Source organism: Actinacidiphila rubida, from assembly GCF_900110255.1.
Lineage (GTDB): Bacteria > Actinomycetota > Actinomycetes > Streptomycetales > Streptomycetaceae > Actinacidiphila > Actinacidiphila rubida.
Map to the genome: position 1 here is coordinate 150,211 of NZ_FODD01000008.1, position 22,372 is coordinate 172,582.

18 protein-coding genes are annotated in these 22,372 nt (G+C 73.0%); 1 reads left to right on the forward strand and 17 read right to left on the reverse strand.

Translation table 11 applies throughout. The annotated features are described in order from the left end of the window. Nucleotides 1-2: 2 nt before the first annotated feature. The 4 genes from BMW99_RS10415 to BMW99_RS10430 form a co-directional block, all read right to left on the reverse strand. A complete protein-coding gene (locus tag BMW99_RS10415; protein WP_069462592.1) occupies nt 3-473 on the reverse strand; it encodes a GNAT family N-acetyltransferase in 471 nt (156 codons plus the stop codon). After that, complete coding sequence (locus tag BMW99_RS10420) at nt 470-1,411, reverse strand: RluA family pseudouridine synthase (protein WP_069462591.1); 942 nt, start codon at nt 1,409-1,411, stop codon at nt 470-472. Before BMW99_RS10420 ends, BMW99_RS10415 begins: the two co-directional genes overlap by 4 nt. A 129-nt stretch (nt 1,412-1,540) precedes the next feature. Next, on the reverse strand, nt 1,541-2,203 hold the full coding sequence (lspA, locus tag BMW99_RS10425; protein WP_069462590.1) for a signal peptidase II: 663 nt from the start codon (nt 2,201-2,203) through the stop codon (nt 1,541-1,543). Nucleotides 2,204-2,384: 181 nt separating this feature from the next. Next, complete coding sequence (locus BMW99_RS10430; protein WP_069462589.1) at nt 2,385-3,650, reverse strand: TraR/DksA family transcriptional regulator; 1,266 nt, start codon at nt 3,648-3,650, stop codon at nt 2,385-2,387. A gap of 592 nt (nt 3,651-4,242) precedes the next feature. On the opposite strand from BMW99_RS10430, the gene ileS reads away from it, so the two are divergent. Continuing rightward, complete coding sequence (gene ileS, locus BMW99_RS10435) at nt 4,243-7,407, forward strand: isoleucine--tRNA ligase (RefSeq protein WP_075016674.1); 3,165 nt, start codon at nt 4,243-4,245, stop codon at nt 7,405-7,407. A 721-nt stretch (nt 7,408-8,128) separates the two neighbouring features. On the opposite strand, the gene BMW99_RS10440 is transcribed toward ileS, so the two are convergent. From BMW99_RS10440 to BMW99_RS10500, 13 genes are all read right to left on the reverse strand, one after another. After that, complete coding sequence (locus BMW99_RS10440; protein WP_069463211.1) at nt 8,129-9,256, reverse strand: DivIVA domain-containing protein; 1,128 nt, start codon at nt 9,254-9,256, stop codon at nt 8,129-8,131. A 46-nt stretch (nt 9,257-9,302) separates the two neighbouring features. Next, the gene (locus tag BMW99_RS10445) at nt 9,303-9,590 is read right to left on the reverse strand and encodes a YggT family protein (RefSeq protein ID WP_069463210.1); all 288 of its coding nucleotides are present in this window, start codon (nt 9,588-9,590) and stop codon (nt 9,303-9,305) included. 63 nt (nt 9,591-9,653) lie between these two features. Next, nucleotides 9,654-10,277, reverse strand: a complete 624-nt coding sequence (sepF, locus tag BMW99_RS10450; RefSeq protein ID WP_069463209.1) for a cell division protein SepF — start codon at nt 10,275-10,277, stop codon at nt 9,654-9,656. Between the two features lie 93 nt (nt 10,278-10,370). Beyond that, the gene (locus BMW99_RS10455) at nt 10,371-11,114 is read right to left on the reverse strand and encodes a YggS family pyridoxal phosphate-dependent enzyme (RefSeq protein ID WP_069463208.1); all 744 of its coding nucleotides are present in this window, start codon (nt 11,112-11,114) and stop codon (nt 10,371-10,373) included. Further along, nucleotides 11,111-11,827 carry a peptidoglycan editing factor PgeF gene (gene pgeF, locus BMW99_RS10460; protein ID WP_107451540.1) on the reverse strand — a complete coding sequence of 239 codons (717 nt, stop codon included), beginning with the start codon at nt 11,825-11,827 and terminating at the stop codon, nt 11,111-11,113. Before pgeF ends, BMW99_RS10455 begins: the two co-directional genes overlap by 4 nt. A gap of 31 nt (nt 11,828-11,858) precedes the next feature. Continuing rightward, nucleotides 11,859-13,073 (reverse strand): cell division protein FtsZ, encoded by a 1,215-nt coding sequence (gene ftsZ / locus BMW99_RS10465; RefSeq protein WP_069463206.1) that lies wholly within the window; start codon nt 13,071-13,073, stop codon nt 11,859-11,861. A 272-nt stretch (nt 13,074-13,345) separates the two neighbouring features. Next, nucleotides 13,346-14,161 carry a cell division protein FtsQ/DivIB gene (locus tag BMW99_RS10470; protein WP_069463205.1) on the reverse strand — a complete coding sequence of 272 codons (816 nt, stop codon included), beginning with the start codon at nt 14,159-14,161 and terminating at the stop codon, nt 13,346-13,348. A 144-nt stretch (nt 14,162-14,305) separates the two neighbouring features. Next, on the reverse strand, nt 14,306-15,397 hold the full coding sequence (gene murG / locus BMW99_RS10475; RefSeq protein WP_069463204.1) for an undecaprenyldiphospho-muramoylpentapeptide beta-N-acetylglucosaminyltransferase: 1,092 nt from the start codon (nt 15,395-15,397) through the stop codon (nt 14,306-14,308). 6 nt (nt 15,398-15,403) lie between these two features. Next, the gene (gene ftsW / locus BMW99_RS10480) at nt 15,404-16,654 is read right to left on the reverse strand and encodes a putative lipid II flippase FtsW (protein WP_245791354.1); all 1,251 of its coding nucleotides are present in this window, start codon (nt 16,652-16,654) and stop codon (nt 15,404-15,406) included. A gap of 77 nt (nt 16,655-16,731) precedes the next feature. Further along, nucleotides 16,732-18,207: a UDP-N-acetylmuramoyl-L-alanine--D-glutamate ligase gene (gene murD, locus BMW99_RS10485; RefSeq protein WP_069463212.1), complete on the reverse strand. Its 1,476-nt coding sequence runs from the start codon at nt 18,205-18,207 to the stop codon at nt 16,732-16,734. After that, entirely contained in the window at nt 18,204-19,268 is a 1,065-nt protein-coding gene (mraY, locus tag BMW99_RS10490) for a phospho-N-acetylmuramoyl-pentapeptide-transferase (protein WP_069463202.1), read from the reverse strand. The genes murD and mraY overlap by 4 nt, the downstream gene beginning before the upstream one ends. Next, nucleotides 19,265-20,677, reverse strand: coding sequence for a UDP-N-acetylmuramoyl-tripeptide--D-alanyl-D-alanine ligase (locus BMW99_RS10495; RefSeq protein ID WP_069463201.1), 1,413 nt, complete (start codon nt 20,675-20,677; stop codon nt 19,265-19,267). The genes mraY and BMW99_RS10495 overlap by 4 nt, the downstream gene beginning before the upstream one ends. Further along, complete coding sequence (locus BMW99_RS10500; RefSeq protein WP_075016705.1) at nt 20,674-22,368, reverse strand: UDP-N-acetylmuramoyl-L-alanyl-D-glutamate--2,6-diaminopimelate ligase; 1,695 nt, start codon at nt 22,366-22,368, stop codon at nt 20,674-20,676. Before BMW99_RS10500 ends, BMW99_RS10495 begins: the two co-directional genes overlap by 4 nt. Between the last annotated feature and the right edge of the window lie 4 nt (nt 22,369-22,372).

Consider the following 22,372-nt stretch of genomic DNA (forward strand, 5'->3'; position numbering starts at 1 on the left):
CGTCAGATTGTCACGAATGCCCGCTTCATGGCCCGATGCGCGATGCCCGCGTCCTGGAACTCGGGGCCGTACGCGGTATATCCGAGCTTCTCGTAGAACGGGACGGCGTGGACCTGGGCCTCCAGGTACACCCCGGCCAGGCCCAGCCGCCGGGCCTCCTCCTCCAGCGCGCGGACCAGCCGCGCGCCGTAGCCGCCGCCGCGGGCGTCGCGCAGCACCGCGAGCCGGCCCAGCACCGCGAGCCGCGAATCGCCGCCGTTCTTGCGGGCCGCGTCCTCGCCGAGGAGCAGCCGGCCGGTGCCGACGCCCTCGGCCAGCACGTGCACCGCCCGCCCGTCCTTGCCGTCCCACTCCAGCTCGGACGGGACCTCCTGCTCGACGACGAACACCGCGTGGCGTATCGCGTGGACGGCGGCCATGCCCTCGGGGTCGTCCGCGGGCACCACCCGCACCGGTGCGGCGGCCGGGCTCACTGGCTGTCGGCCCTGACGACGTCCAGCGCGTGCCGCAGGTCCGCCGGGTAGGGGCTCTCGAACTCCACCCACGAGCCGTCCGCGGGGTGCTCGAAGCCCAGCCGCACCGCGTGCAGCCACTGCCGGGTCAGGCCCAGGCGCTTGGCCAGCGTGGGGTCGGCGCCGTACGTCAGGTCGCCCGCGCAGGGGTGGCGGTGCGCCGCCATGTGCACCCGGATCTGGTGCGTGCGGCCGGTCTCCAGCTTGATGTCGAGCAGGCTGGCGTGGCGGAACGCCTCGATCAGGTCGTAGTGGGTCACCGACGGCTTGCCGTCCGCGGTCACCGCCCACTTGTAGTCGTGGGTGGGGTGCCGCCCGATCGGCGCGTCGATGGTGCCGCTCAGCGGGTCGGGGTGGCCCTGGACGAGGGCGTGGTAGCGCTTGTCCACCACGCGCTCACGGAACTGCTGCTTGAGGGAGCTGTAGGCCCGCTCGGACTTGGCGACCGCCATCAGCCCGGAGGTGCCGACGTCCAGCCGGTGCACGATGCCCTGGCGCTCGGCGGCGCCCGAGGTGGAGATCCGGTAGCCGGCCGCGGCCAGGCCGCCGATCACCGTGGTGCCGGTCCAGCCGGGACTGGGGTGGGCGGCGACGCCGACCGGCTTGGAGACGACCACGACGTCGTCGTCGTCGTGGATGATCTCCATGCCCTCGACCGGCTCGGCGACGATCTCCACCGCGACGGCGGGCGCCGGCATCTCGACCTCCAGCCACGCCCCGCCGTGCACCCGCTCCGACTTGCCCGCGGCCGCCCCGTCCAGCGAGACCTTGCCGGAGGCCGCGAGCTCGGCGGCCTTCGTGCGCGAGAAACCGAACATGCGGGCGATGGCGGCGTCGACGCGCTCGCCTTCGAGGCCCTCGGGCACGGGCAGGGAACGGACTTCGGGAAGCGTACTCACCTGATCGAGTATGCCGGACGCGGCGGACCCCCCGGTCCGCGTCCGGCGCGCCTCAGGGTCCGGCGGGCCCGCGGACGTCTCGCGAGCGGTCCCGTCACGCCCTGACGAACGGGCCCGGCCGCGGCCCGGTCAGTCCTCGTGGCGGGAGCCGTCGGGGTCCACACCCCGGAAGGACAGCAGCACGATCAGGGCGCCGCCGCAGCAGATCGCCGAGTCGGCCAGGTTGAACACCGCGAAGTGCTCGGGCGCGATGAAGTCCACCACGCGCCCCTGGAAGCCGCCGGGCGCGCGGAACACCCGGTCGGTGAGGTTGCCGAACGCGCCGCCGAGCAGCAGGCCCAGGGCGATCGCCCACGGCGTGCTGTAGAGGCGGCGGGACAGCCGCACGATCACGGCGATCACGCCGACCGCGATCAGCGTGAACACGATCGTCATGCCCTGGCCCATGCCGAAGGCGGCACCGGCGTTCCGGGTGGCGTCGAGCTGCAGGTAGTGACCGAGGACACGGATCGGGTCGTGGTCCTCCAGGCTGTGCACGACCCAGAGCTTGGAGAGCAGGTCGAGCAGGTACGCGAGGGCGGCCACCGCTATCAGCACCGCCACGCGGCGGCTGCGCCGGCGCGCAGCGTCGGGATCCGCGGCGGGATCGGCCGCGGAGCCGGCGGCGGGCCCGACGGTGGGATCGGCGGCGGAATCGGCGGTGGGCGCACCGGACGCCGCGGCCTCCGCCGTCGTGTCCGGGGCCTCATCCGGGGTGTCCGGTGTGGTGATGGTGCGCTCCGCTTCCGTCACGTGAGTCCCTCAGCCCTTGTGCTCCGTGCCCGCCAGGCCGAATCCTGACTGATGACGAGGGTACGGCACCGGCGCGCGCCAAGGCCTCCCGCGTGAGCGGGGTGACATGAGGGCGCGCGCCGCCGCCGCGGGGCGCCCCCGCGGCGGCTCGGCGGCGGTCCGCCGCGGTCCGCGGCGGCCCTCAGCGGCGCTCCTGCCGCTGCTTGTCGTCCAGGCACAGGGTGGCCCGCGGGAACGCCTGCATCCGGGCCTTCCCGATCGGGTTGCCGCACACCTCGCAGAGGCCGTAGGTGCCCTCGTCGAGGCGCTGCAGCGCGTGCGTGGCCTGGGTGAGGGTCTCGCGCGTGTTGGCGGCCAGTGCCATCTCGTACTCGCGGGTGATGTTCTTCGTGCCGGTGTCGGCGTCGTCGCCCGCGCCGTCCCCGGTGTCCCGCAGCAGGCCGGCGACGGCCGCCTCGGAGGAGGCGATCTCGGCCTTGAGCCGCTCGACCTCGCCGAGCAGCTCGGCACGCGCCTCCTCGACCTCCTCGGCCGTCCACGGCTCCTCCCCGGGGAGGACGGCCAGCGTGCCGGGCTCGGCCGCGGTGCGGGCGGCGGGGACCGGGGACCCCGATGTCGCGGCCGACTGGGCCACGGTCTTCTTCGCTGCCACCTTGCGGGCTCCTGTCTTCTTGGCGGCCGGCTTCTTCCCGGCCGTGCTCCTGCCGGCCGGCGCCTTCCCGCCCGGGCTGGGGGTCGATGGGGTGGAGGGTGCTGAGGGTGCCTTCGCGGCCGCCGCCCTGCCGGCGGACGGCTTCACGGCGGCGGACTTCCTGGCTGCGGACTTCTTGGCGCCGGTCTTCGGAACGGTGGCCTTCTTGGCCGCCGCCTTCTTGGGGGTGGCCTTCTTGGGGGTGACCTTCTTGGCGGTGTCCTTGCGGGCCGCGGTTGCGGCGGCCGCCGCCTTCTTGGCCGGGGCTTTCCTGGCCGGGGCCTCCTTCGCGGTGGTCCTCTTCGCGGTGGCCTTCTCGGCCGGGGCCTTCCCGGCGGCCGCGGACGTCGTGGTGGTCTTCCCGGCCGCGGACTTCGCCGCCGCCTTCTTCGCTGCCTTCTTCGCCCCGGCCTTCGCCGGCGCCTTCTTCCCGGCGGCCTTCTTGGCGGCCGCCGCCTTCGCGGGCTTCGCGGCCGCGGGATCGGCCGCCGTCCGCTTCCGGGCCGCGGGCTTCGCCGCCTTCGCCGCCTTGCCCGCGGCGGGCTTCCCGGCCGGGGCCTTCTCCGCGGTCACCGTCGCTGCCGCCTCCTTCGCCGCGCCGCCCTTGGGCGAGGCCTTGGTGGCCCCGCCGGACTTCGCGGCCTTCTTGGCCCCCCTGGGCTCGGGTGCCGCCTTCCTGGCCGTGGCCGGCGTGGCCCGGGTGGCCGCTGCCGTCCTCCGTGCCGCCGGTTTCTCGGCGGCTTCCCTCACGACCATGGCCGCGACCCCTTCACATCCGTGATCTTGTTCGCGAATCGTGCCGGAAACGGTAAGTCGGGCGTCGATCCGCGGCAACGGGGCGCGCTGCCCGGTCGACCCGTACCCCCTGCGGGAGACCGGTCTGCATCCGTTGTGCCCAGCTCACGGCCAGGTATTCCGTCCGGGGGACCGCAATGGCCCCCTGGGGGGGCCGCCGACCGCCATTCGGGTCAGCGCGGCCCGGGCGGCGGGGCGGCCCGCCGGGCAAAACCGTGCGGCTCCCGGACACCGGGCCCCGTACACTGGCCGCAGCGAAAGGCGTGGATGGGACGAGTAGCGCCGCACGCAGCCATGAGCGACCCGGGGACGGTGGAAGCCCGGGGGTGTGCGCGACGTGAAGATCACCCCGGAGCCGCCGGAGGAACACCGCGAGGGGCAGCCCGCGCGGTCGGTAGAACCGGCGTCGCGACCCCAATGAGGGGGCGGCGGGACCCGCGAGGGTGCCGTACCGCCAAGGAGGGTGGTACCGCGGGAGCGATCGTCAGCAGCTCTCGTCCCTCCGACGGAAGTCCGCCACGAGCGACGAGTGTCCGCCGGAGGAAGAGCGCAGATGAGCCCGCAGCACGAGCCGTCCCAGCAGCAGTACCGCCAGGTGCCCGCCCAGGTGGACCTGCCCGCCCTCGAACACGAGGTGCTGTCCCTGTGGAGTGAGCGCAAGACCTTCGCGCGCTCGCTGGAGCAGACCGCCGGCCGCCCCGACTGGGTGTTCTACGAGGGCCCGCCGACCGCCAACGGCATGCCCGGTGCCCACCACATCGAGGCCCGCGTCTTCAAGGACGTGTTCCCCCGGTACAAGACCATGCAGGGCTTCCACGTGACCCGCAAGGCCGGCTGGGACTGCCACGGCCTGCCGGTCGAGCTGGCCGTGGAGAAGGAGCTCGGCTTCACCGGCAAGCAGGACATCGAGGCGTACGGCATCGCGGAGTTCAACGCCAAGTGCCGCGCGTCGGTGACCCGCCACACGGACGCGTTCGCCGAGTTGACGACACGCATGGGCTACTGGGTCGACCTCGACGACGCGTACCGCACGATGGACCCCGAGTACGTGGAGTCCGTGTGGTGGTCGCTGAAGCAGATCTTCGACAAGGGCCTGCTCGTCCAGGACTACCGGGTCGCGCCCTGGTGCCCCAAGGACCAGACGGGCCTGTCCGACCACGAACTCGCGCAGGGCTACGAGACGGTCGTCGACCCGTCGGTGTACGTGCGCTTCCCGCTGACCTCCGGCCCGCTGGCCGGCCAGGCGTCGCTGCTGGTGTGGACGACGACGCCGTGGACGCTGGTGTCCAACACCGCGGTCGCCGCGAACCCCGACGTCACCTACGTGGTCGCCACCGACGGCACCGAACAGGTCGTCGTGGCCGAGCCGTTGCTCGGCAAGGCGCTGGGCGAGGGCTGGGAGCCGACCGGGCAGCGCTTCACCGGCCGTGAGATGGAGCGCTGGACCTACGAGCGCCCGTTCGGCTTCGTCGAGATCCCGGACGCGCACTTCGTCCTCAACGCCGGGTACGTGACGACCGAGGACGGCACCGGACTGGTCCACCAGTCCCCCGCGTTCGGCGAGGACGACCTCAAGACCTGCGCCGCGTACGGGCTGCCGGTGGTCAACCCGGTGCGCCCCGACGGCACGTTCGACACGGACGTGCCGCTGGTCGGCGGCGTCTTCTTCAAGAAGGCCGACGAGCTGCTGGTCGCCGAGCTGAAGTCCACCGGGCGGCTGTTCCGGCACCTGCCGTACGAGCACAGCTATCCGCACTGCTGGCGCTGCCACACCGCGCTGCTCTACTACGCGCAGCCGTCGTGGTACATCCGCACCACCGCCGTCAAGGACGCGCTGCTGCGCGAGAACGAGCGCACGAACTGGTACCCGGAGTCGGTGAAGTACGGCCGCTACGGCGACTGGCTCGACAACAACGTCGACTGGGCGCTGTCCCGCAACCGCTACTGGGGCACGCCGCTGCCGATCTGGCGCTGCGAGGACGGCCACCTCACGTGCGTGGGCTCGCTCGCCGAACTCGGCGACCTGACCGGCACCGACCAGTCCGGCCTCGACCCGCACCGCCCCTTCATCGACGAGGTCGTGTTCCCCTGCCCGACCTGTGCGCAGACCGCGACGCGGGTGCCCGAGGTGATCGACGCCTGGTACGACTCGGGGTCGATGCCGTTCGCGCAGTGGGGCTACCCGTACCGCAACAAGGACGTCTTCGAGCGCACGTACCCGGCGCAGTTCATCTCCGAGGCGATCGACCAGACCCGCGGCTGGTTCTACACGCTGATGGCGGTCGGCACGCTGGTCTTCGACCGGTCCGCCTACGAGAACGTGGTGTGCCTCGGCCACATCCTCGCCGAGGACGGCCGCAAGATGTCCAAGCACCTGGGCAACATCCTGCAGCCGATCCCGCTCATGGACCAGCACGGCGCCGACGCGGTGCGCTGGTTCATGGCCGCCGGCGGCTCCCCCTGGGCCGCGCGCCGGGTCGGTCACGGCACGATCCAGGAGGTGGTCCGCAAGACGCTGCTCACCTACTGGAACACCGTGGCGTTCCAGGCGCTGTACGCCCGCACGTCGGGCTGGGCCCCCTCGGCGGCCGACCCGGCCGTCGCGGACCGCCCGCTGCTGGACCGCTGGCTGGTCGGCGAGCTGAACGTGCTGGTGCGCGATGTCTCGGACGCGCTGGACGGGTTCGACACCCAGCGTGCCGGGAAGTTGCTGTCCGGGTTCGTCGACGACCTGTCCAACTGGTACGTGCGACGCTCGCGCCGGCGGTTCTGGCAGGGCGACGCGGCGGCGCTGCGCACCCTGCACGACGTGCTCGAGACGGTGACGCGGCTGATGGCGCCGCTGGTGCCGTTCATCACCGAGCGGGTGTGGCAGGACCTGGTGGTCCCGGTCGTGGCCGACGCGCCGGACTCGGTGCACCTCGCGTCGTGGCCGGAGGTCGCCGGGGAGTGGATCGACCCGGCGCTGTCCGAGCAGATGCAGCTCGTGCGGCGGCTGGTCGAACTGGGCCGGGCGACCCGGGCGGAGTCCGGCGTCAAGACCCGGCAGCCGCTGTCGCGCGCGCTGGTCGCCGCGGCCGGCTTCGAGAACCTCTCGGCGGAGCTGCGCGGGCAGATCGCCGAAGAGCTCAACGTCTCGTCCCTGGCCTCGCTCTCCGAGGTCGGCGGGTCACTCGTCGACACCAGCGCCAAGGCCAACTTCCGTGCGCTGGGCAAGCGGTTCGGCAAAGGCGTGCAGGCGGTGGCGGCGGCGGTCGCCGCGGCGGACGCGGCGGCGCTCTCGGCGGACCTGCGGGAGCGCGGCAGCGCGACGGTCGTGGTGGAGGGCGAGGACGTGGTCCTCGCGCCCGAGGAGGTCATCGTCACCGAGACGCCCCGCGAGGGCTGGTCGGTGGCGTCCGACGCGGGTGCGACGGTCGCGCTCGACCTGGAGGTCACGCCGGAACTGCGGCTGGCCGGGCTCGCCCGCGACGTGATCCGGCTCGTCCAGGAGGCCCGGAAGAACTCCGGCCTCGAGGTGACCGACCGCATCGACGTGCGGTACGCCGCGGGCGAGGACGAGTTGGGCACGGCGCTCGCGCGGCATGCGCGGCTCATCTCCGACGAGGTCCTGGCGGACAGCTTCGAGGCCGGCGCGCCCGCCGCGGGCGACGGGTTCGGCTCCGCCTTCTCCGACGAGGCGCTCGCGCTGACGTTCCACCTCCGCAAGTCCCGCTGACCCCCTCGCCCCGCCCGGGCGCCGGTCCGCCCTTCCCGGGCGGGGTTCTGCCCTCCCCGGGCGGGGGTTCGCCCTCCCCGGGCGGGGCCCTGCCCGGGGCTGGGACTCGCCCTGCGCGGCCGGGGGTTCGCCCTGCGCCGGCGGCGTTTGGCCCTCCCCCGGGCCGGGGGTTCGCCCCGTCCGGGCGGGGGGGTTCGCCCCGTCCGGGCGGGGGGGTTCGCCCTGTCCCGGCGGGGGTTCGCCCTGTCCCGGCGGGGGTTCGCCCTCTGCCCGGGGCGGCGGTCCGCCGTGTCCGGGCGGGGGTTCGCCCTCCCCGGGCGGGGGATCCGCCCTCCCCGGGCGGGGGTTCGCCCTGTCCGGGCGAAGGGTCACCGTCAGGGGCGCGGGGTCCCCCAGCCTCCGGCCGGGAGGTGCCCCCAGCGCGCTCAGCCCGCGCGGCGGCGCGGTTCGTCACCGGCCCGAAGGGGCTGTTCGGTTCGATCCGGACCACCGGCCGGTGGCCGGTTCCTCGCGCTGAGGGACCCCGCGCCCATGATGGTTGCCGTCCGCCCGCACAGGGCGAACCCCAGGCCGCACCGGGCGAAGCGCCGCCCGCACAGGGCGGACCCCCGCCCGGGGAGGGCGAACCGTGCGTCGGGGGGGACAAAAGGGCCGGGCCTCCTGGGGAAACGGTTCCCCGGAGGCCCGGCCCTGGTGCAGGCAGCCCGCGCGCTAGGCGCGTTTAGTTGTCGTCCTCATCGATGAGGAACCCTCGCATCGGCGTCGGCGCCTGCTGCAGCGGCGACGGCCCCTGCGGCCGCACCGGTGCCATCGGCTGCGTCATGGCCGGCGACATCTGCTGCTGGCCGCCGTAGGTCGGGCCGGGGTTGTGCCCGCCCATGCCCTGGCCGCCGCCGTAGGACGGCGCCGAGCCGTGGCCCATCGCGCCGGCTCCGGCCGGAGCCATGCCGCCCATGCCCTGGCCGCCCATCGTGCCGCCGCCCATGGAGGGCGCGGCCGGCAGGGACGGCGCGGGCGGAGACGTCCGCGGCGGGGCGAGCGAGTCGTCCGCCTGGTTCTCCAGCTGGCGCAGCTGCGACTCCAGGTAGGACTTCAGGCGCGTGCGGTACTCCCGCTCGAAGCCGCGCAGGTCCTCGACCTTGCGCTCCAGCGTGGCGCGGGCGGACTCCAGGGAGCCCATCGCGACGCGGTGCTTCTCCTGGGCGTCCCGCTCCAGCGCGTCCGCCTTGGCGCGGGCGTCCCGCTCCAGGCCCTCGGCACGGCTGCGCGCCTCACCGACGATCTTGTTGGCCTCGGAACGCGCCTCGGCGATCGCCTGGTCGGCGGTCTGCTGCGCGAGCGAGAGCACGCGGGCGGCACTGTCGCCGCCGGGCCCCTGCTGCTGCATCGGGTGCCCGCCCATGGGGCCGGGACCCTGCTGCTGCATGGGGTGACCCTGCTGCTGCATGGGGTGCTGGCCCATCGGACCGGGACCCTGCTGCTGCATGGGGTGACCCTGCTGCTGCATGGGGTGCTGCTGGGCGCTGGGCCCCGCGGGCAGCTGAGGTGCGCCTCCGGGCAGCTGGGGCGGACCCATCTGCTGCTGCGGCACCGGCTGCGGTCCGGATATGGCAGCGGGCACCGGCCGGTCCTGCGGTTCCGGCTTGCGCATGCCCTGCTGCTGGTTCTGGGCGGCGGCACGAGTGGCCGCGGCCAGTTTGGCCCGCAGATCCTCGTTCTCGCGGAGCAGACGTGTCAGCTCCGACTCCACCTCGTCGAGGAAGGCGTCGACCTCGTCCTCGTCATAGCCCTCTCGGAGCCGGACGGTCGTGAACTGCTTGTTCCGAACGTCCTCGGGGGTCAGCGGCATCTCTTCACCTCAACGTGATCGTCGACATATCGGGAGCCCACACCGTTCACATCAAGCCCCCCACGACGGAGATCAGGATGTACACGATGATCATCAATACGAAGAAGGACAGGTCGAGCGCCACGCCCCCGAGACGTAGCGGCGGGATGAACCGCCGCAGAAGCTTGAGTGGCGGATCGGTGACAGTGTAAGTGCCCTCCAGAACCACCACCATGGCCTTCCCAGGATGCCACGATCGTGCGAACTGGAAGACCCAATCCATCACCAACCGGAAAATGAGGACGGCGAGGAAGCAGAACAGCGCGATGTACAGCACCTGGAGTGCGACACTCATCGCGCTTCCCTCTCCCCTGCTCGTCCGCCGGCCTGTCGACCGGGTCCTGCGGTTGCGTCTGGCTCAGCTCTGGTTGAAGAACCCGCCCTCGGCAATCCGGGCTTTGTCCTCCGCCGTGACATCGACGTTAGCAGGCGACAGCAGAAACACCTTCTGCGTCACCCGCTCGATGCTCCCGTGGAGGCCGAAGACCAGACCCGCGGCGAAGTCGACCAGACGCTTCGCGTCGGTGTCGTCCATCTCCGTCAAGTTCATGATCACCGGGGTGCCCTCACGGAAGTGTTCCCCGATGGTACGGGCTTCGTTGTACGTCCGGGGGTGGAGTGTCGTGATCCGGTACGGCTCCCGTTCCGACACGACCTTGGGCATGATCACGGGTGGGTTCTTCTCCAGGGTGTGACGTTCGGGTGTGATGGATGCCACTGGGGCGATCCTCGGTTCGCGGGGCGCCGGAGCGTGCACGAGCCGCGGCGGCTCGTCCTGGGGGGGCTGGTGCTGGCTGGGCGCCACCAGCTGGCTGTGCGGTCGACGGGGAGCCACCCGCTCCGGCTCCGGAGCGGTGCGCCCGCTCGGCGGCGTGGGCAGCTCGGGCTCGAACTCGTCGTCGGAGTCGAAGCCGGGTCCGTCGTACCCGTCGTCCTCCACGAGGCCGAGGTAGACCGCCATCTTGCGCATCGCGCCGGCCATGCTCTGCGTCCTCTCAGCGGGGTTGCGGTCCTCGGCCGCCTGCGAACGGCCGCCACACCATATTTATGCTGTGGTCCGACTTGTTTGGTGACGTTACCGGAGCCGTGCACGGACTCCGAGTACCGCCGTACCGACGCGGACGTGTGTCGCTCCGGCGGCCACCGCTTCCTCGAGGTCCTGGCTCATCCCTGCCGAGACCATGTTCGCAGCCGGATGCGCTTCGCGCAGGCGGGATGAGATTTCCATCAACCGATCGAAGGCAGCGCGGGGTTGGCCCGCGTAGCGGCCGGCGAGCGGTGCTACGGTCATCAGCCCGTCGAGACGCAGGCCCTCGGCCGCCGCGATGGCGTCGGCGAGGGCCTCGACCCCGTCGGGTGCGACGCCGCCGCGTTCGCCCTGCGTCCCCGACTCGGCGTCCAGCGCGACCTGCACCAGGCAACCGAGCCGCCGCCCTTCGGCGGTGGCCGCGTGGGACAGCGCGCCGACCAGCCGGGACCGGTCGACGGAGTGCACGTGATCAGCGTAACGGACCACGGAGCGGGCCTTGTTGGTCTGCAACTGGCCCACGAAGTGCCAGTTGAGCGGCAGGTCGGCGGTCTCCGCGGCCTTCGCTCCGGCCTCCTGGTCGCGGTTCTCCGCGACCTGCCGTACGCCGAGCCCGGACAGCAACCGCACGTCGGAGGCCGGGTAGGTCTTGGTGACCACGATCAGGGTCACGTCCGCGCGGTCGCGTCCGGCGTCACGGCAGGCCGCGGCGATCCGCTCCTCCACCTGCGCCAGGTTTGCCGCGAGTTGTCGCTGTCTGTCCGAACTGCCGGTGGCAGCTGTGTCGTTCACGCGGTTCCGTCCAGCCAGACATAGCTCGCGAGCCGGCCGGTGACGGACTCGCGACGGTAGGAGAAGTGGTCGGGGGACTCCAGGGTGCACACGGAGGGCGCGTCGGCGACCCGCACGCCCGCGTGCGCGAGTTGGGCCCGCACCCCGGCGCCCACGTCCACCGCCGGCGTGCCCCAGCCGGTGGTGGCGAACGCCTCCGGTACGACCGCGGCCACCTCCTCGCGCAGGGCCGCCGGAACCTCGTAGCACTTCCCGCACACCGAGGGGCCGAGCAGCGCCGTGATCCGGTCGGGGCGGGCGCCCCGCGCGGTCATCGCCTCGACGGCCGCGGGGACGACGCCGGCGACCAGGCCGGGACGGCCGGCGTGCGCGGCGGCGGCGACCCCGGCGACCGGGTCGGCCAGCAGCACCGGGACGCAGTCGGCGGTCAGCACCGCGAGCGTCACGTCGCCGCGGGTGGTGACGAGGGCGTCGACGGCCGGCACCGGCCCGTCGCCCCAGGGACCGTCGGCCACGGCGACGTCCCGCCCGTGCACCTGGTTCATCCACACCACGCGCTGCGGGTCGCGGCCGAGCGCCTCGGCGGCGCGGGCGCGGTTGGCGTGCACGGCGGCCGGGTCGTCGCCGACCGCGCCGCCGAGGTTGAGGCTGTCATACGGAACGGCGCTCACTCCGCCCCACCTGTCGGTGAAGGCGAAGTGCGCGCCGCCCACTGCTGTGCGGTGCCCTATCACTGCCGGGCGGTCACTTCAGGAAGTCGGGGACGTCGAGCTCTTCGGCCGAGTCCTGGTACGGGCGGGCCGGCGGCACGATCGGCGGGATCGCCGGCGGCGGGACCGGGGTCTCGGCGGCCGGGGCGGGCTTCGGGTCCCGCTCGGCCGGGGCGTGCGGGATGCTGCCCATGCCGTCGAACGGCGCGCTGGTGCGGGAGGGCTCGCTGCGCGGCAGCGGCGCGTCGTCGCGCGAGGCGTAGCCGCCCGCGGCCTTGTCGCGGCTGCCCTTGGTGGGCGGCTGGCCGCCGTCGAAGCCGGCGGCGATGACGGTGACCCGCACCTCGTCGCCGAGCGCGTCGTCGATCACCGCGCCGAAGATGATGTTGGCCTCCGGGTGGGCGGCCTCGCTGACCAGCTGGGCGGCCTCGTTGATCTCGAACAGCCCGAGGTCGGAGCCGCCGGAGATGGACAGCAGCACGCCGCGGGCGCCGTCGATGGAGGCTTCCAGCAGCGGCGAGGAGATCGCCATCTCCGCGGCGGCGACCGCCCGGTCGTCGCCGCGGGCCGAACCGATGCCCATGAGGGCGGAACCCGCCTCGGACATCACGGACTTCACGTCGGCGAAGTCGAGGTTGATCAGGCCCGGCGTGGTGATCAGGTCGGTGATGCCCTGGACGCCGGAGAGCAGCACCTGGTCGGCGGACCGGAACGCGTCCAGCACGCTGACCTGGCGGTCCGAGATGGACAGCAGCCGGTCGTTGGGGATGACGATGAGGGTGTCGACGTTCTCGCGCAGGCCGGCGATGCCGTCCTCGGCCTGGTTGGCGCGGCGGCGGCCCTCGAAGGTGAACGGCCGGGTGACGACCCCGATGGTCAGGGCGCCCAGCGAGCGGGCGATGTTGGCGACGACGGGGGCGCCGCCGGTGCCGGTGCCGCCGCCCTCGCCCGCGGTGACGAAGACCATGTCGGCGCCCTTGAGCACCTCTTCGATCTCCTCACGGTGGTCCTCGGCGGCCTTGCGGCCGACGTCCGGGTTGGCGCCGGCGCCGAGCCCGCGGGTCAGCTCACGGCCGACGTCGAGCTTGACGTCGGCGTCGCTCATCAGCAGGGCCTGCGCATCGGTGTTGATCGCGATGAACTCGACGCCCTTGAGACCGACCTCGATCATCCGGTTGATGGCGTTGACGCCACCGCCGCCGATGCCGACGACCTTGATGACTGCGAGGTAGTTCTGCGGTGCTGCCACGTCGAAGGCCTCTCGCCTCGAGTTACGAATCGGGTGGGACGGTCGGTGAGTTCGCCGTTGCCGTTCCGAACCCTAACCCTGAGGTTTAGGGTTACCAGTATGCCTGTCCCCGTGTTCCTTTGGGACGAGACACTAAGTCGACAAGCGGTGATGGTTCAACGAACACGCCGAACCTCCCGTTTTTCTTTTCACCCTATGTGATCACGCCGTACGCCGTGCGGCCAGGGGTCCCGGGCCGTCCCGGCGCCCTCCGGTCCGGGCCCGAGGAAGCGTCAACTCCCCGAAGCCGCAGGTGCGGTGGGTGCGCTGACGTCGAAGTGTCGGGCACGGGGCTCCGCCTTCATGAGCGCGGCGAGCACCGACGCCTTGAACGCGCCCTGTTCCGCGCTCCCCCACATCACGTCACGTCCGCCCGCGAGTTCGACGGTGATGCCGTCCCAGGAACGCACCCGGATCGCGGTCGCGTGACCCTTGAGGGAATCCGGAAGATCGCCGGAGACGGCAATCGCGGACTGCAGCAGCCGGCTGGTGCCGAATACCCGCAGACTCGCCGCCGCGCCCTTGGCGTCGGGGGCCAATTCGACCAGCGGAACGCCGGCCGGCGCGCGGTCGACGGTGGCGAACCGCACCCCGTCGCGGTCGACTTCGGTGAACTTCGGGCCGTTCTCCAGCACCGCGGAAGGCACCCGTTCGGTCACCGTGACCGTGACCGTGTGCGGCCAGGAACGGCTGACGTCGACCCGGTCGATCCGCGGCAGCGCCGCCAGCAGCCGCCGCCGGACCGCGCCGGTGTCGACGGAGACCAGCGGCCCGCCGAGCGGTACGGCCGCGGCCCGCTCGATCTGGTCGGCGGTGAGGACCTGTTCGCCGCGCACCGTCACACGGTTCGCGCGGAACCAGCCCGACCCGTACACCGCCCACGTGCCGCCGCCGGCCAGCACCGTCAGCAGCACCAGGGCGATCAGTGAAGTCCTGCGCGAGGGCGGAGTGATGCGGAGCCGGACGCGGCCGCGCCGGCCCCCGTCGCCGGCCGCGGGCGGCGGTCCCCCGGGACCGGTGCCCCGCGGCCTGGCCTCGATTCCGGCCACCCTGACTCCCCACGTCGACGCCTGCGGAGCGGCGTGCCCCCGCCGCTCTCTGCCGACCCATCGTGCCAGCCCGGGCCGGGAACTCCGCGGGACCACCCCCGGCGCGCCTCACGGCGGGCCGGGCGGCGTCCCGCGGAGCGGCGGTCACCCGCGGCGTGCGGCGACCGCCTCGTAGACCATGGACACCAGGAGCTCGTCCGCGTCGCGGCGGCCGAACTCCGCGGCGGCGCGCGACATCGCGTAGAGCCGGTGCGGGTCGGTGAGCACCGGCAGCACGTTGCCGAGCACCCAGTCGGGGGTGAGTTCGGCGTCGTCGACCAGCAGGCCGCCGCCGGCCTTGACCACCGGCTGGGCGTTGAGCCGCTGCTCGCCGTTGCCGATCGGCAGCGGGACGTAGGCGGCCGGCAGCCCGACGGCGGACAGCTCGGCGACGGTCATCGCGCCGGCCCGGCACAGCATCATGTCGGCGGCGGCGTAGGCGAGATCCATCCGGTCGACGTAGGGCACCGGGCGGTACGGCGGCATGCCGGGCATGTTGTCGGACCGCGGCAGCTCGTTCTTCGGGCCGACCGCGTGCAGGATCTGGATGCCGGACTGCTGCATGCGCGGGGCGACCGTGGCGATCACCTCGTTGAGCCGCCGCGCGCCCTGGGAACCGCCGGACACCAGCAGGGTGGGCAGGTTCTGGTCGAGGCCGAAGACGTGCCGGCCCTCGGGGCGGGCCGCGGCCCGGTCCAGGGTGGCGATGCTGCGGCGCAGCGGGATGCCGATGTAACGGGCGTCGCGCAGCTTGCTGTCGGGGGTCGAGACGGCGACCGCGTGGGCGTAGCGGGAGCCGATCTTGTTGGCCAGTCCGGGACGGGCGTTGGCCTCGTGCACCACGATCGGCACGCCGAGCCGCTTGGCGGCCAGGTAGCCGGGCAGCGCGACGTAGCCGCCGAAGCCGACGACGCAGTCCGCCTTGGTGCGCTCCAGCACCTGCTCGGCGGCCTTGATCGTGCCGCGGAGCCGGCCGGGCACGGTGATCAGTTCGGCCGTGGGCCGGCGCGGCAGCGGGACCGCGGGAATGAGCGCCAGCTCGTAGCCGCGCTCCGGTACGAGCCTGGTCTCCAGGCCCTTCTCGGTGCCCAGGGCCGTGATGCCCACGGTCGGGTCCTGCCTGCGCAGGGCATCGGCGAGCGCGAGCGCCGGCTCGATGTGGCCGGCGGTCCCCCCACCGGCGAGTACGACATGCACCGAAATTCACCGCTCTCCGGACGGCCGCCGTCTGGCGCGCCGTCGCATCGTCCGTCTCACTACCCCCGTCAGGGAGTTGTTCCGGCCCCGCACGGCCAGGGCCGCTCGCGCCGCGGGCTCGCTCCTGGCGAAGGAGATCAGCAGCCCGATCGCGAACATCGTCGGAAGGAGGGCGGATCCTCCGTAGGAGAACAGCGGGAGCGGGACCCCGGCGATCGGCAGCAGGCCGAGCACCGCACCGATGTTGATCACGGCCTGCGCCGTGATCCAGGTGGTCACACCACCCGCTGCGAACCTGACGAAGGGGTCCTCCGTACGACCGGCCACGCGGATACCCGCGTAGCCTAGTGCCGCGAAGAGGGCGAGCACGGACAGCGTCCCTGCCAGGCCCAGTTCCTCCCCGGTCACGGCGAAGATGAAGTCGGTGTGCGGCTCCGGGAGTTCGCCCCATTTCTCCACGCTCGCCCCGAGTCCGGTGCCGAACCAGCCGCCGGACGCCAGCGCGTAGATGCCGTGCACGGCCTGCCAGCACCGGTCGTCGCTGCCCGGCGAGGTGGCGGCGATGCAGTGCAGCCGGCCCATGCGGTTGGGGTTGGTGGCGATCGCCAGGGTGGCCAGCGCGAGGGCGCCGGCGAGCACGCCGGCGAACAGCCGGGTGGGGGCGCCGGCCAGCCAGAGCATGCCGAACAGCACGGCGGTGAGGATCATCGTGGTGCCCATGTCGCCGCCGAGCATGATCAGTCCGAGCAGCAGCACGGTCACCGGCACCAGCGGCACCAGCAGGTGCTTCCACTGGACGAGCAGGTGCCGGTCGTTCTTGCGGGCCAGCAGGTCGGCCCCCCACAGCACCAGGGCGAGCTTGCCGAACTCGCTGGGCTGGAGCTGGAAGGGGCCGCCGATGGAGAGCCAGTTGGTATTGCCGTTCACCGTCTGCCCTATCCCCGGCACCTGCACCAGGCACATCAGGAACACCGCGCCCAGCAGCAGCGGGTAGGCCAGCGCCCGGTGCAGCCGCACCGGGGCGCGTGCGGCGAACCACAGCAGCACCGCGCCGATCGCGACGGCCAGCAGCTGCTTGCGGAAGTAGAACGTCGACGGCAGCCCGTAGCGCAGGGCCTGGATCTGCGAGGCGGAGTACACCATCACCAGGCCCAGCACGGTGATCAGCAGGCTCGCGCCGAGGATGACGTAGTAGGCGGTCAGCGGGCGGTCCCAGGCCGTGCGCAGCCGCCCCGGCAGCCGGGCGGCGCCGCGCAGCGCGCTGCCGCGCGGCCGTACCGAATAGCCGCTCAATGCGCCCCCTCTTTCGTGCGCGGCTCCCGCGCCCGGGAGCGCTAGCCCTCGGCCGCGCCCGCGCCGGGCGCCGGGCCGGCCGACGCGTCGGCCAGCGCCCGCACCGCGTCCGCGAACATGTCGCCGCGCTGGTTGTAGTTGGTGAACATGTCCATCGACGCGCAGGCCGGCGCCAGCAGGACCGTGTCGCCCGGCTGGGCCAGGTCCTGTGCCATGGCGACGGCGGCCGACATCGCCCCAGTGTCGGTCCGGTCCAGCTCGGTGACCGGGACCTGCGGCGCGTGTCGCGCCAGGGCTTCGCGGATCAGCGCGCGGTCGGCGCCGAAGAGCACGGCGGCCCGCAGCCGCCCGGCCGCGCGCGCGGCCAGCTCGTCGAACTCCGCGCCCTTGGCGAGGCCGCCGGCCAGCCACACGATCGACGGGTAGGAGGCCAGCGAGGCCTCCGCGGCGTGGGTGTTGGTGGCCTTGGAGTCGTCGACGTAGGTGACGCCGCCGACCGTGGCGACCTCGGCGATGCGGTGCGCGTCCGGCGTGAAGGCGCGCAGGCCCTCGCGCACCGCGGCCGGTGCCACGCCGAAGGCGCGGGCCAGGGCCGCGGCGGCCAGGGCGTTGGCGATGTTGTGCGGGGCCGGCGGGGTGACGTCCCCGGTCTCGGCCAGCTCCTGCGCGTTGTTGGCCCGGTCCTCGACGAAGGCCCGGTCGACGAGGAGGCCGTCGACGACGCCGAACTGCGAGGGACGGGGGGCGTCCAGGGTGAAGGCGATGGCCCGGCAGCCCTCCTCGACGTCGGCTTCGCGGACCAGCCGCTCGGTCTCCGGATCGGCCGCGTTGTAGACGCAGGCGACCGTGTTGCCGTGGTAGATCCGGCCCTTGTCGGCCGCGTACGCGGCCATCGAGCCGTGCCAGTCCAGGTGGTCGGGCGCGAGGTTGAGCACGGCCGCGGAGTGCGGCCGGATGCTGGGCGCCCAGTGCAGCTGGTAGCTGGAGAGTTCGACGGCGAGCACGTCGTACTCCTGCTCGCCGAGCACCACGTCCAGCAGGGAGACGCCGATGTTGCCGACGGCCGCGGTGCGCAGGCCCGCGGCGGCCAGGATCGCGGCGAGTATCCGGGTCGTGGTGGTCTTGCCGTTGGTGCCGGTGACCGCGAGCCACGGCGCGGCGCCGGGCTTCCGCAGCCGCCAGGCGAGTTCGACGTCGCCCCAGACCGGCACACCGGCCTCCTCGGCGGCCAGGAACAGCGGGCTGACCGGCTTCCAGCCGGGCGTGGTGACGACCAGCTCGGTGCCCTCGGGCAGGGTGTCGCCGTCGCCGAGGCGCACGGTGACGCCCAGCGCCTCCAGTTCGGCGGCCTCGGCGCGCTGCTTGTCGCCCGCGGTGCCGTTGACCACGGTGACCCGGGCGCCGAGGCCGTGCAGCACCGTGGCGGCCGGCACCCCGGAGACGCCGAGGCCGGCGACGACGACGGCGACGCCCTTGAACTCCTCGGCGCTCTGGGGTCCGTGCGCGGCGGCGGTCACGAGGCGGCCACCCACGCCGCGTAGAAGACGCCCAGCCCGAGGGCCATGCACATGCCCTGGATGATCCAGAACCTGACCACGACCAGGACCTCGCTCCAGCCCTTGAGTTCGAAGTGGTGCTGCAGCGGTGCCATCCGGAAGACCCGCTTGCCGGTCAGGCGGAACGAGCCGACCTGGATGATCACGGACATGGTGATGAGCACGAAGAGGCCGCCGAGGACGGCCAGCAGCAACTCGGTGCGGGACAGGATCGCCAGTCCGGCGAGCGCGCCGCCCAGCGCCAGCGAACCGGTGTCGCCCATGAAGATCTTCGCCGGCGAGGTGTTCCACCACAGGAAGCCGAAGCAGGCACCCATCAACGCGGCGGCCACCACGGCCAGGTCGAGCGGGTCGCGCACCTCGTAGCAGGCGCCGTTGGCGCTCACCGGGGCGCCGCACCACTGGCCGTACTGCCACACGCCGATGACGGTGTAGGCGGCGAAGGCCATCACGCAGGCGCCGGTCGCGAGGCCGTCGAGGCCGTCGGTGAGGTTCACGCCGTTGGACATCGCCAGGATCATGAACAGCGCCCAGACCACGAAGATGACCGGGCCGATCGACCAGCCGAAGTCGGTGGTGAAGGAGAGCTTCGTCGAGGCCGGGGTCTGGTTGCGCGAGTCGTGGAAGTTCAGCGCGAGCACGGCGAAGGCGATGCCGACGATCAGCTGCCCGGCCATCTTCGCCTTGGCGCGCAGGCCCAGGCTGCGCTGCTTGACGATCTTGATGTAGTCGTCGAGGAAGCCCACCAGGCCGAGGCCCGCGGTCAGGAAGAGCACCAGCACGCCGGAGATCGACGGCTTGTCGCCGGTGATCAGCTTCGTGGCCGCGTAGGCGACGATCGTCGCCAGGATGAAGGCGATGCCGCCCATGGTGGGCGTACCGCGCTTGCTGTGGTGGGCCTTCGGGCCGTCGTCCCGGATCATCTGGCCGTAGCCGCGCGAGGCCAGCAGCCGGATCAGCAGCGGGGTGCCGATCAGGGAGAGGAAGAGACCGAGGACGCCGGAGACGAGGATCTGCTTCATCGGGCGGCACCCTCGATCAGCGCGAGCGCGACCGCTTCGAGCCCGACCGACCTCGATGCCTTCACCAGCACGACGTCCCCCGGGCGCACTTCCCTGCGCAACAGGTCGATCGCCGCCTCAGCGTCGGACACGTGCACCGACTCCTCACCCCACGAACCCTCGTTATAGGCGCCCATTTGCAGCCAGGCGGCTTCGGTACCACCCACGGCCACGAGCTTGCTGACGTTGAGCCGGACGGCCAGCCGCCCCACGGCGTCGTGCTCGGCCAGCGACTGCTCGCCGAGTTCGGCCATCTGTCCCAGCACCGCCCAGGTACGGCCCCCCCGAGCCCGTGCCGGCGTGCCCATCGCAGCCAGTGCGCGCAGGGCGGCCCTCATCGATTCGGGGTTCGCGTTGTAGGCGTCGTTGACGACCGTCACGCCGTCGGGGCGCTCGGTGACCTCCATACGCCAGCGTGAGAGCGAGTCCGCTTCGGAGAGCGCGGTGGCGATCTCCTGTGCGGGCATGCCGAGTTCACCGGCGACGGCGGCCGCGGCGAGCGCGTTCGACACGTGGTGCTCACCGTACAGGCGCAAGGTCACGTCGGCGCACCCGGTGGGTGTGCGCAAGCTGAAGACCGCCTGTCCCCGGTCGTTGAGCCGGACATTCTCGGCGCGGTAGTCGGCCTTCTCGCTCTCCCCGAAGCGCACCACCCGCGCCGTGGTCCGGCTCGCCATCTCCCTGACCAGCGGGTCGTCGGCGTTGAGGACGGCGATGCCGCCGTCCTCGGCGGACGGCAGCGCCTCGACCATCTCGCCCTTGGCGATGGCGATCTGCTCGCGGCCGCCGAACTCGCCGATGTGGGCGCTGCCGACGTTGAGCACCATGCCGATCCGCGGCGGCGTCAGTCCGGTGAGGTAGCGGATGTGGCCGATGCCGCGGGCGCCCATCTCCAGCACCAGGTGCCGGGTCTTCTCGTCGGCCTGCAGCGCGGTCAGCGGGAGCCCGATCTCGTTGTTGAGCGAGCCCGGGGTCCACACCGTGGGCGCCAGCCGCTCCAGCAGCTGTGCCAGCAGGTCCTTGGTGCTGGTCTTGCCCGCGGAGCCGGTGAGCGCCACCACGGTGGCGCCGAGCAGCTCGATGACGTGGCGGGCGAGGGCGCCGAGGGCGGCCTGCACGTCCTCCACCACGATCGCGGGTACTCCGACGGGCCGGGCGGCGAGCACCGCCACCGCCCCGTCGGTGACCGCGCCCGCGGCGTAGTCGTGGCCGTCCGCGCGTTCGCCGGCGAAGGCGACGAAGAGGGCGCCGGGCACCACCTCGCGGGAGTCCCTGACGACGGGTCCGGTCACCCGCACATCACTGTCCGGTATGTCGTGCATGCTCCCGCCGACCGCGCGTGCGACCTCGGCGAGGGTGAGGGGGATCACAGCTGTTTCTGGTCCTTCTCGATCGCGGCGCGCAGCACCTCACGGTCGTCGAAGGGGCGAACCTCTCCGGCGATGTCCTGGCCCTGCTCGTGGCCCTTGCCGGCCACCAGCACGATGTCGCCGGGCCGCGCCTGCGCGACGGCCACGGCCACCGCGGCGGCCCGGTCCGGTTCGACGATGACGTGGCCCCGCTCGGCGGCGGGGACGCCCACTGCTCCGTCCAGCATCGCGGCGACGATGGCCAGCGGATCCTCCGACCGCGGATTGTCCGAGGTCAGCACCGCGGTGTCGGCGAGCCGGGCGAGCGCGGCGCCCATCGGCCCGCGCTTGGTCCGGTCGCGGTCGCCGCCGCAGCCCAGCACGGCGTGGATACGGCCCTCGGTGGTGGTCCGCAGCGCCCGCAGCACCGACTCGACCGCGTCGGTCTTGTGCGCGTAGTCCACCACCGCCAGGTACTCCTGCCCGGCGTCCACCCGCTCCAGGCGGCCCGGCACGCCCGGCACCGCAGCGATACCGTCGGCGGCGGCCTGCGGGTCGACGCCCGCCGCGGCCAGCGCGGTGATCGCGGCGAGCGTGTTGGCCACGTTGAACGGGCCGGGCAGGGGGGCCACCGCCTGCACGTGCTCGCCCTTGGGGCCGATGACCGTGAAGCGGCTGTCCATCAGCCCGGCCCGGACGTCCTCGGCCCGCCAGTCGGCGTCCAGCCGGCCCTCGGCGGAGTACGTCACCAGCGGCACGGTGGCCTCGGCGACCAGCCGGCGGCCGTACTCGTCGTCGAGGTTGACCACGCCCAGCAGGCTGCGGCGCGGGGTGAACAGCTGCGCCTTGGCCTGGAAGTAGTCCTCCATACCCGAGTGGAACTCCATGTGCTCGGGACTGAGGTTGTTGAAGACCGCGACGTCGAACACGGCGCCGTCGACCCGGCCGAGGACGAGCGCGTGGCTGGAGACCTCCATGACCACGGACTCCACGCCGCGCTCGCGCATCACCGCGAACAGCGCCTGGAGGTCGGTGGCCTCCGGGGTGGTCCGCTCGCTCTTGATCCGCTCGTCGCCGATCCGGGTCTCCACGGTGCCGATCAGCCCGGTGAGGCCGTGGCGTGCGGCACGCAGGCCGCCCTCGACGAGGTACGAGGTCGTGGTCTTGCCGGAGGTGCCGGTGACCCCGATCCGCAGCAGGCCCTCGCCGGGCCTGCCGTAGACCTCGGCGGCCAGCTCGCCCATCACGGCGCGCGGGTCGGGCACGGTCAGCACGGGCAGGCCGGTGGCGGCGGCGCGCTCGGCGCCGTCCGGGTCGGTGAGCACCGCGACGGCGCCGGCCTGCGCGGCCTGGGCGGCGAAGTCCGCGCCGTGGAAGCGCGCGCCCGGCAGCGCCGCGTACAGGTCGCCGGGGCGCACCGCGCGCGAGTCGTGGGTGATGCCGGTGACGTCCGTGACGCCGGAGACGCCGGTGACGTCAGCCGGGCCGCCGGTCGCGGGCACCCCGAGCCGGCCGGCGAGCGCGGCCAGCGGCTGGGGGCTCGGATGCGCCGGGCGCGGCGCGCCAGGCTGTCTGAGGGTTTGATCAGCGTTGGGCACGGCGGTGAGATTACCCGGCTGCCGGGGCCCCGGGTCAAAAGCGCCCGGTGGCGGCCCGAGCGGGTCACCACCCCGGGCGCCCCGGCCGCGATGCTGGTCAGCGAGGTCGTTCATCCGG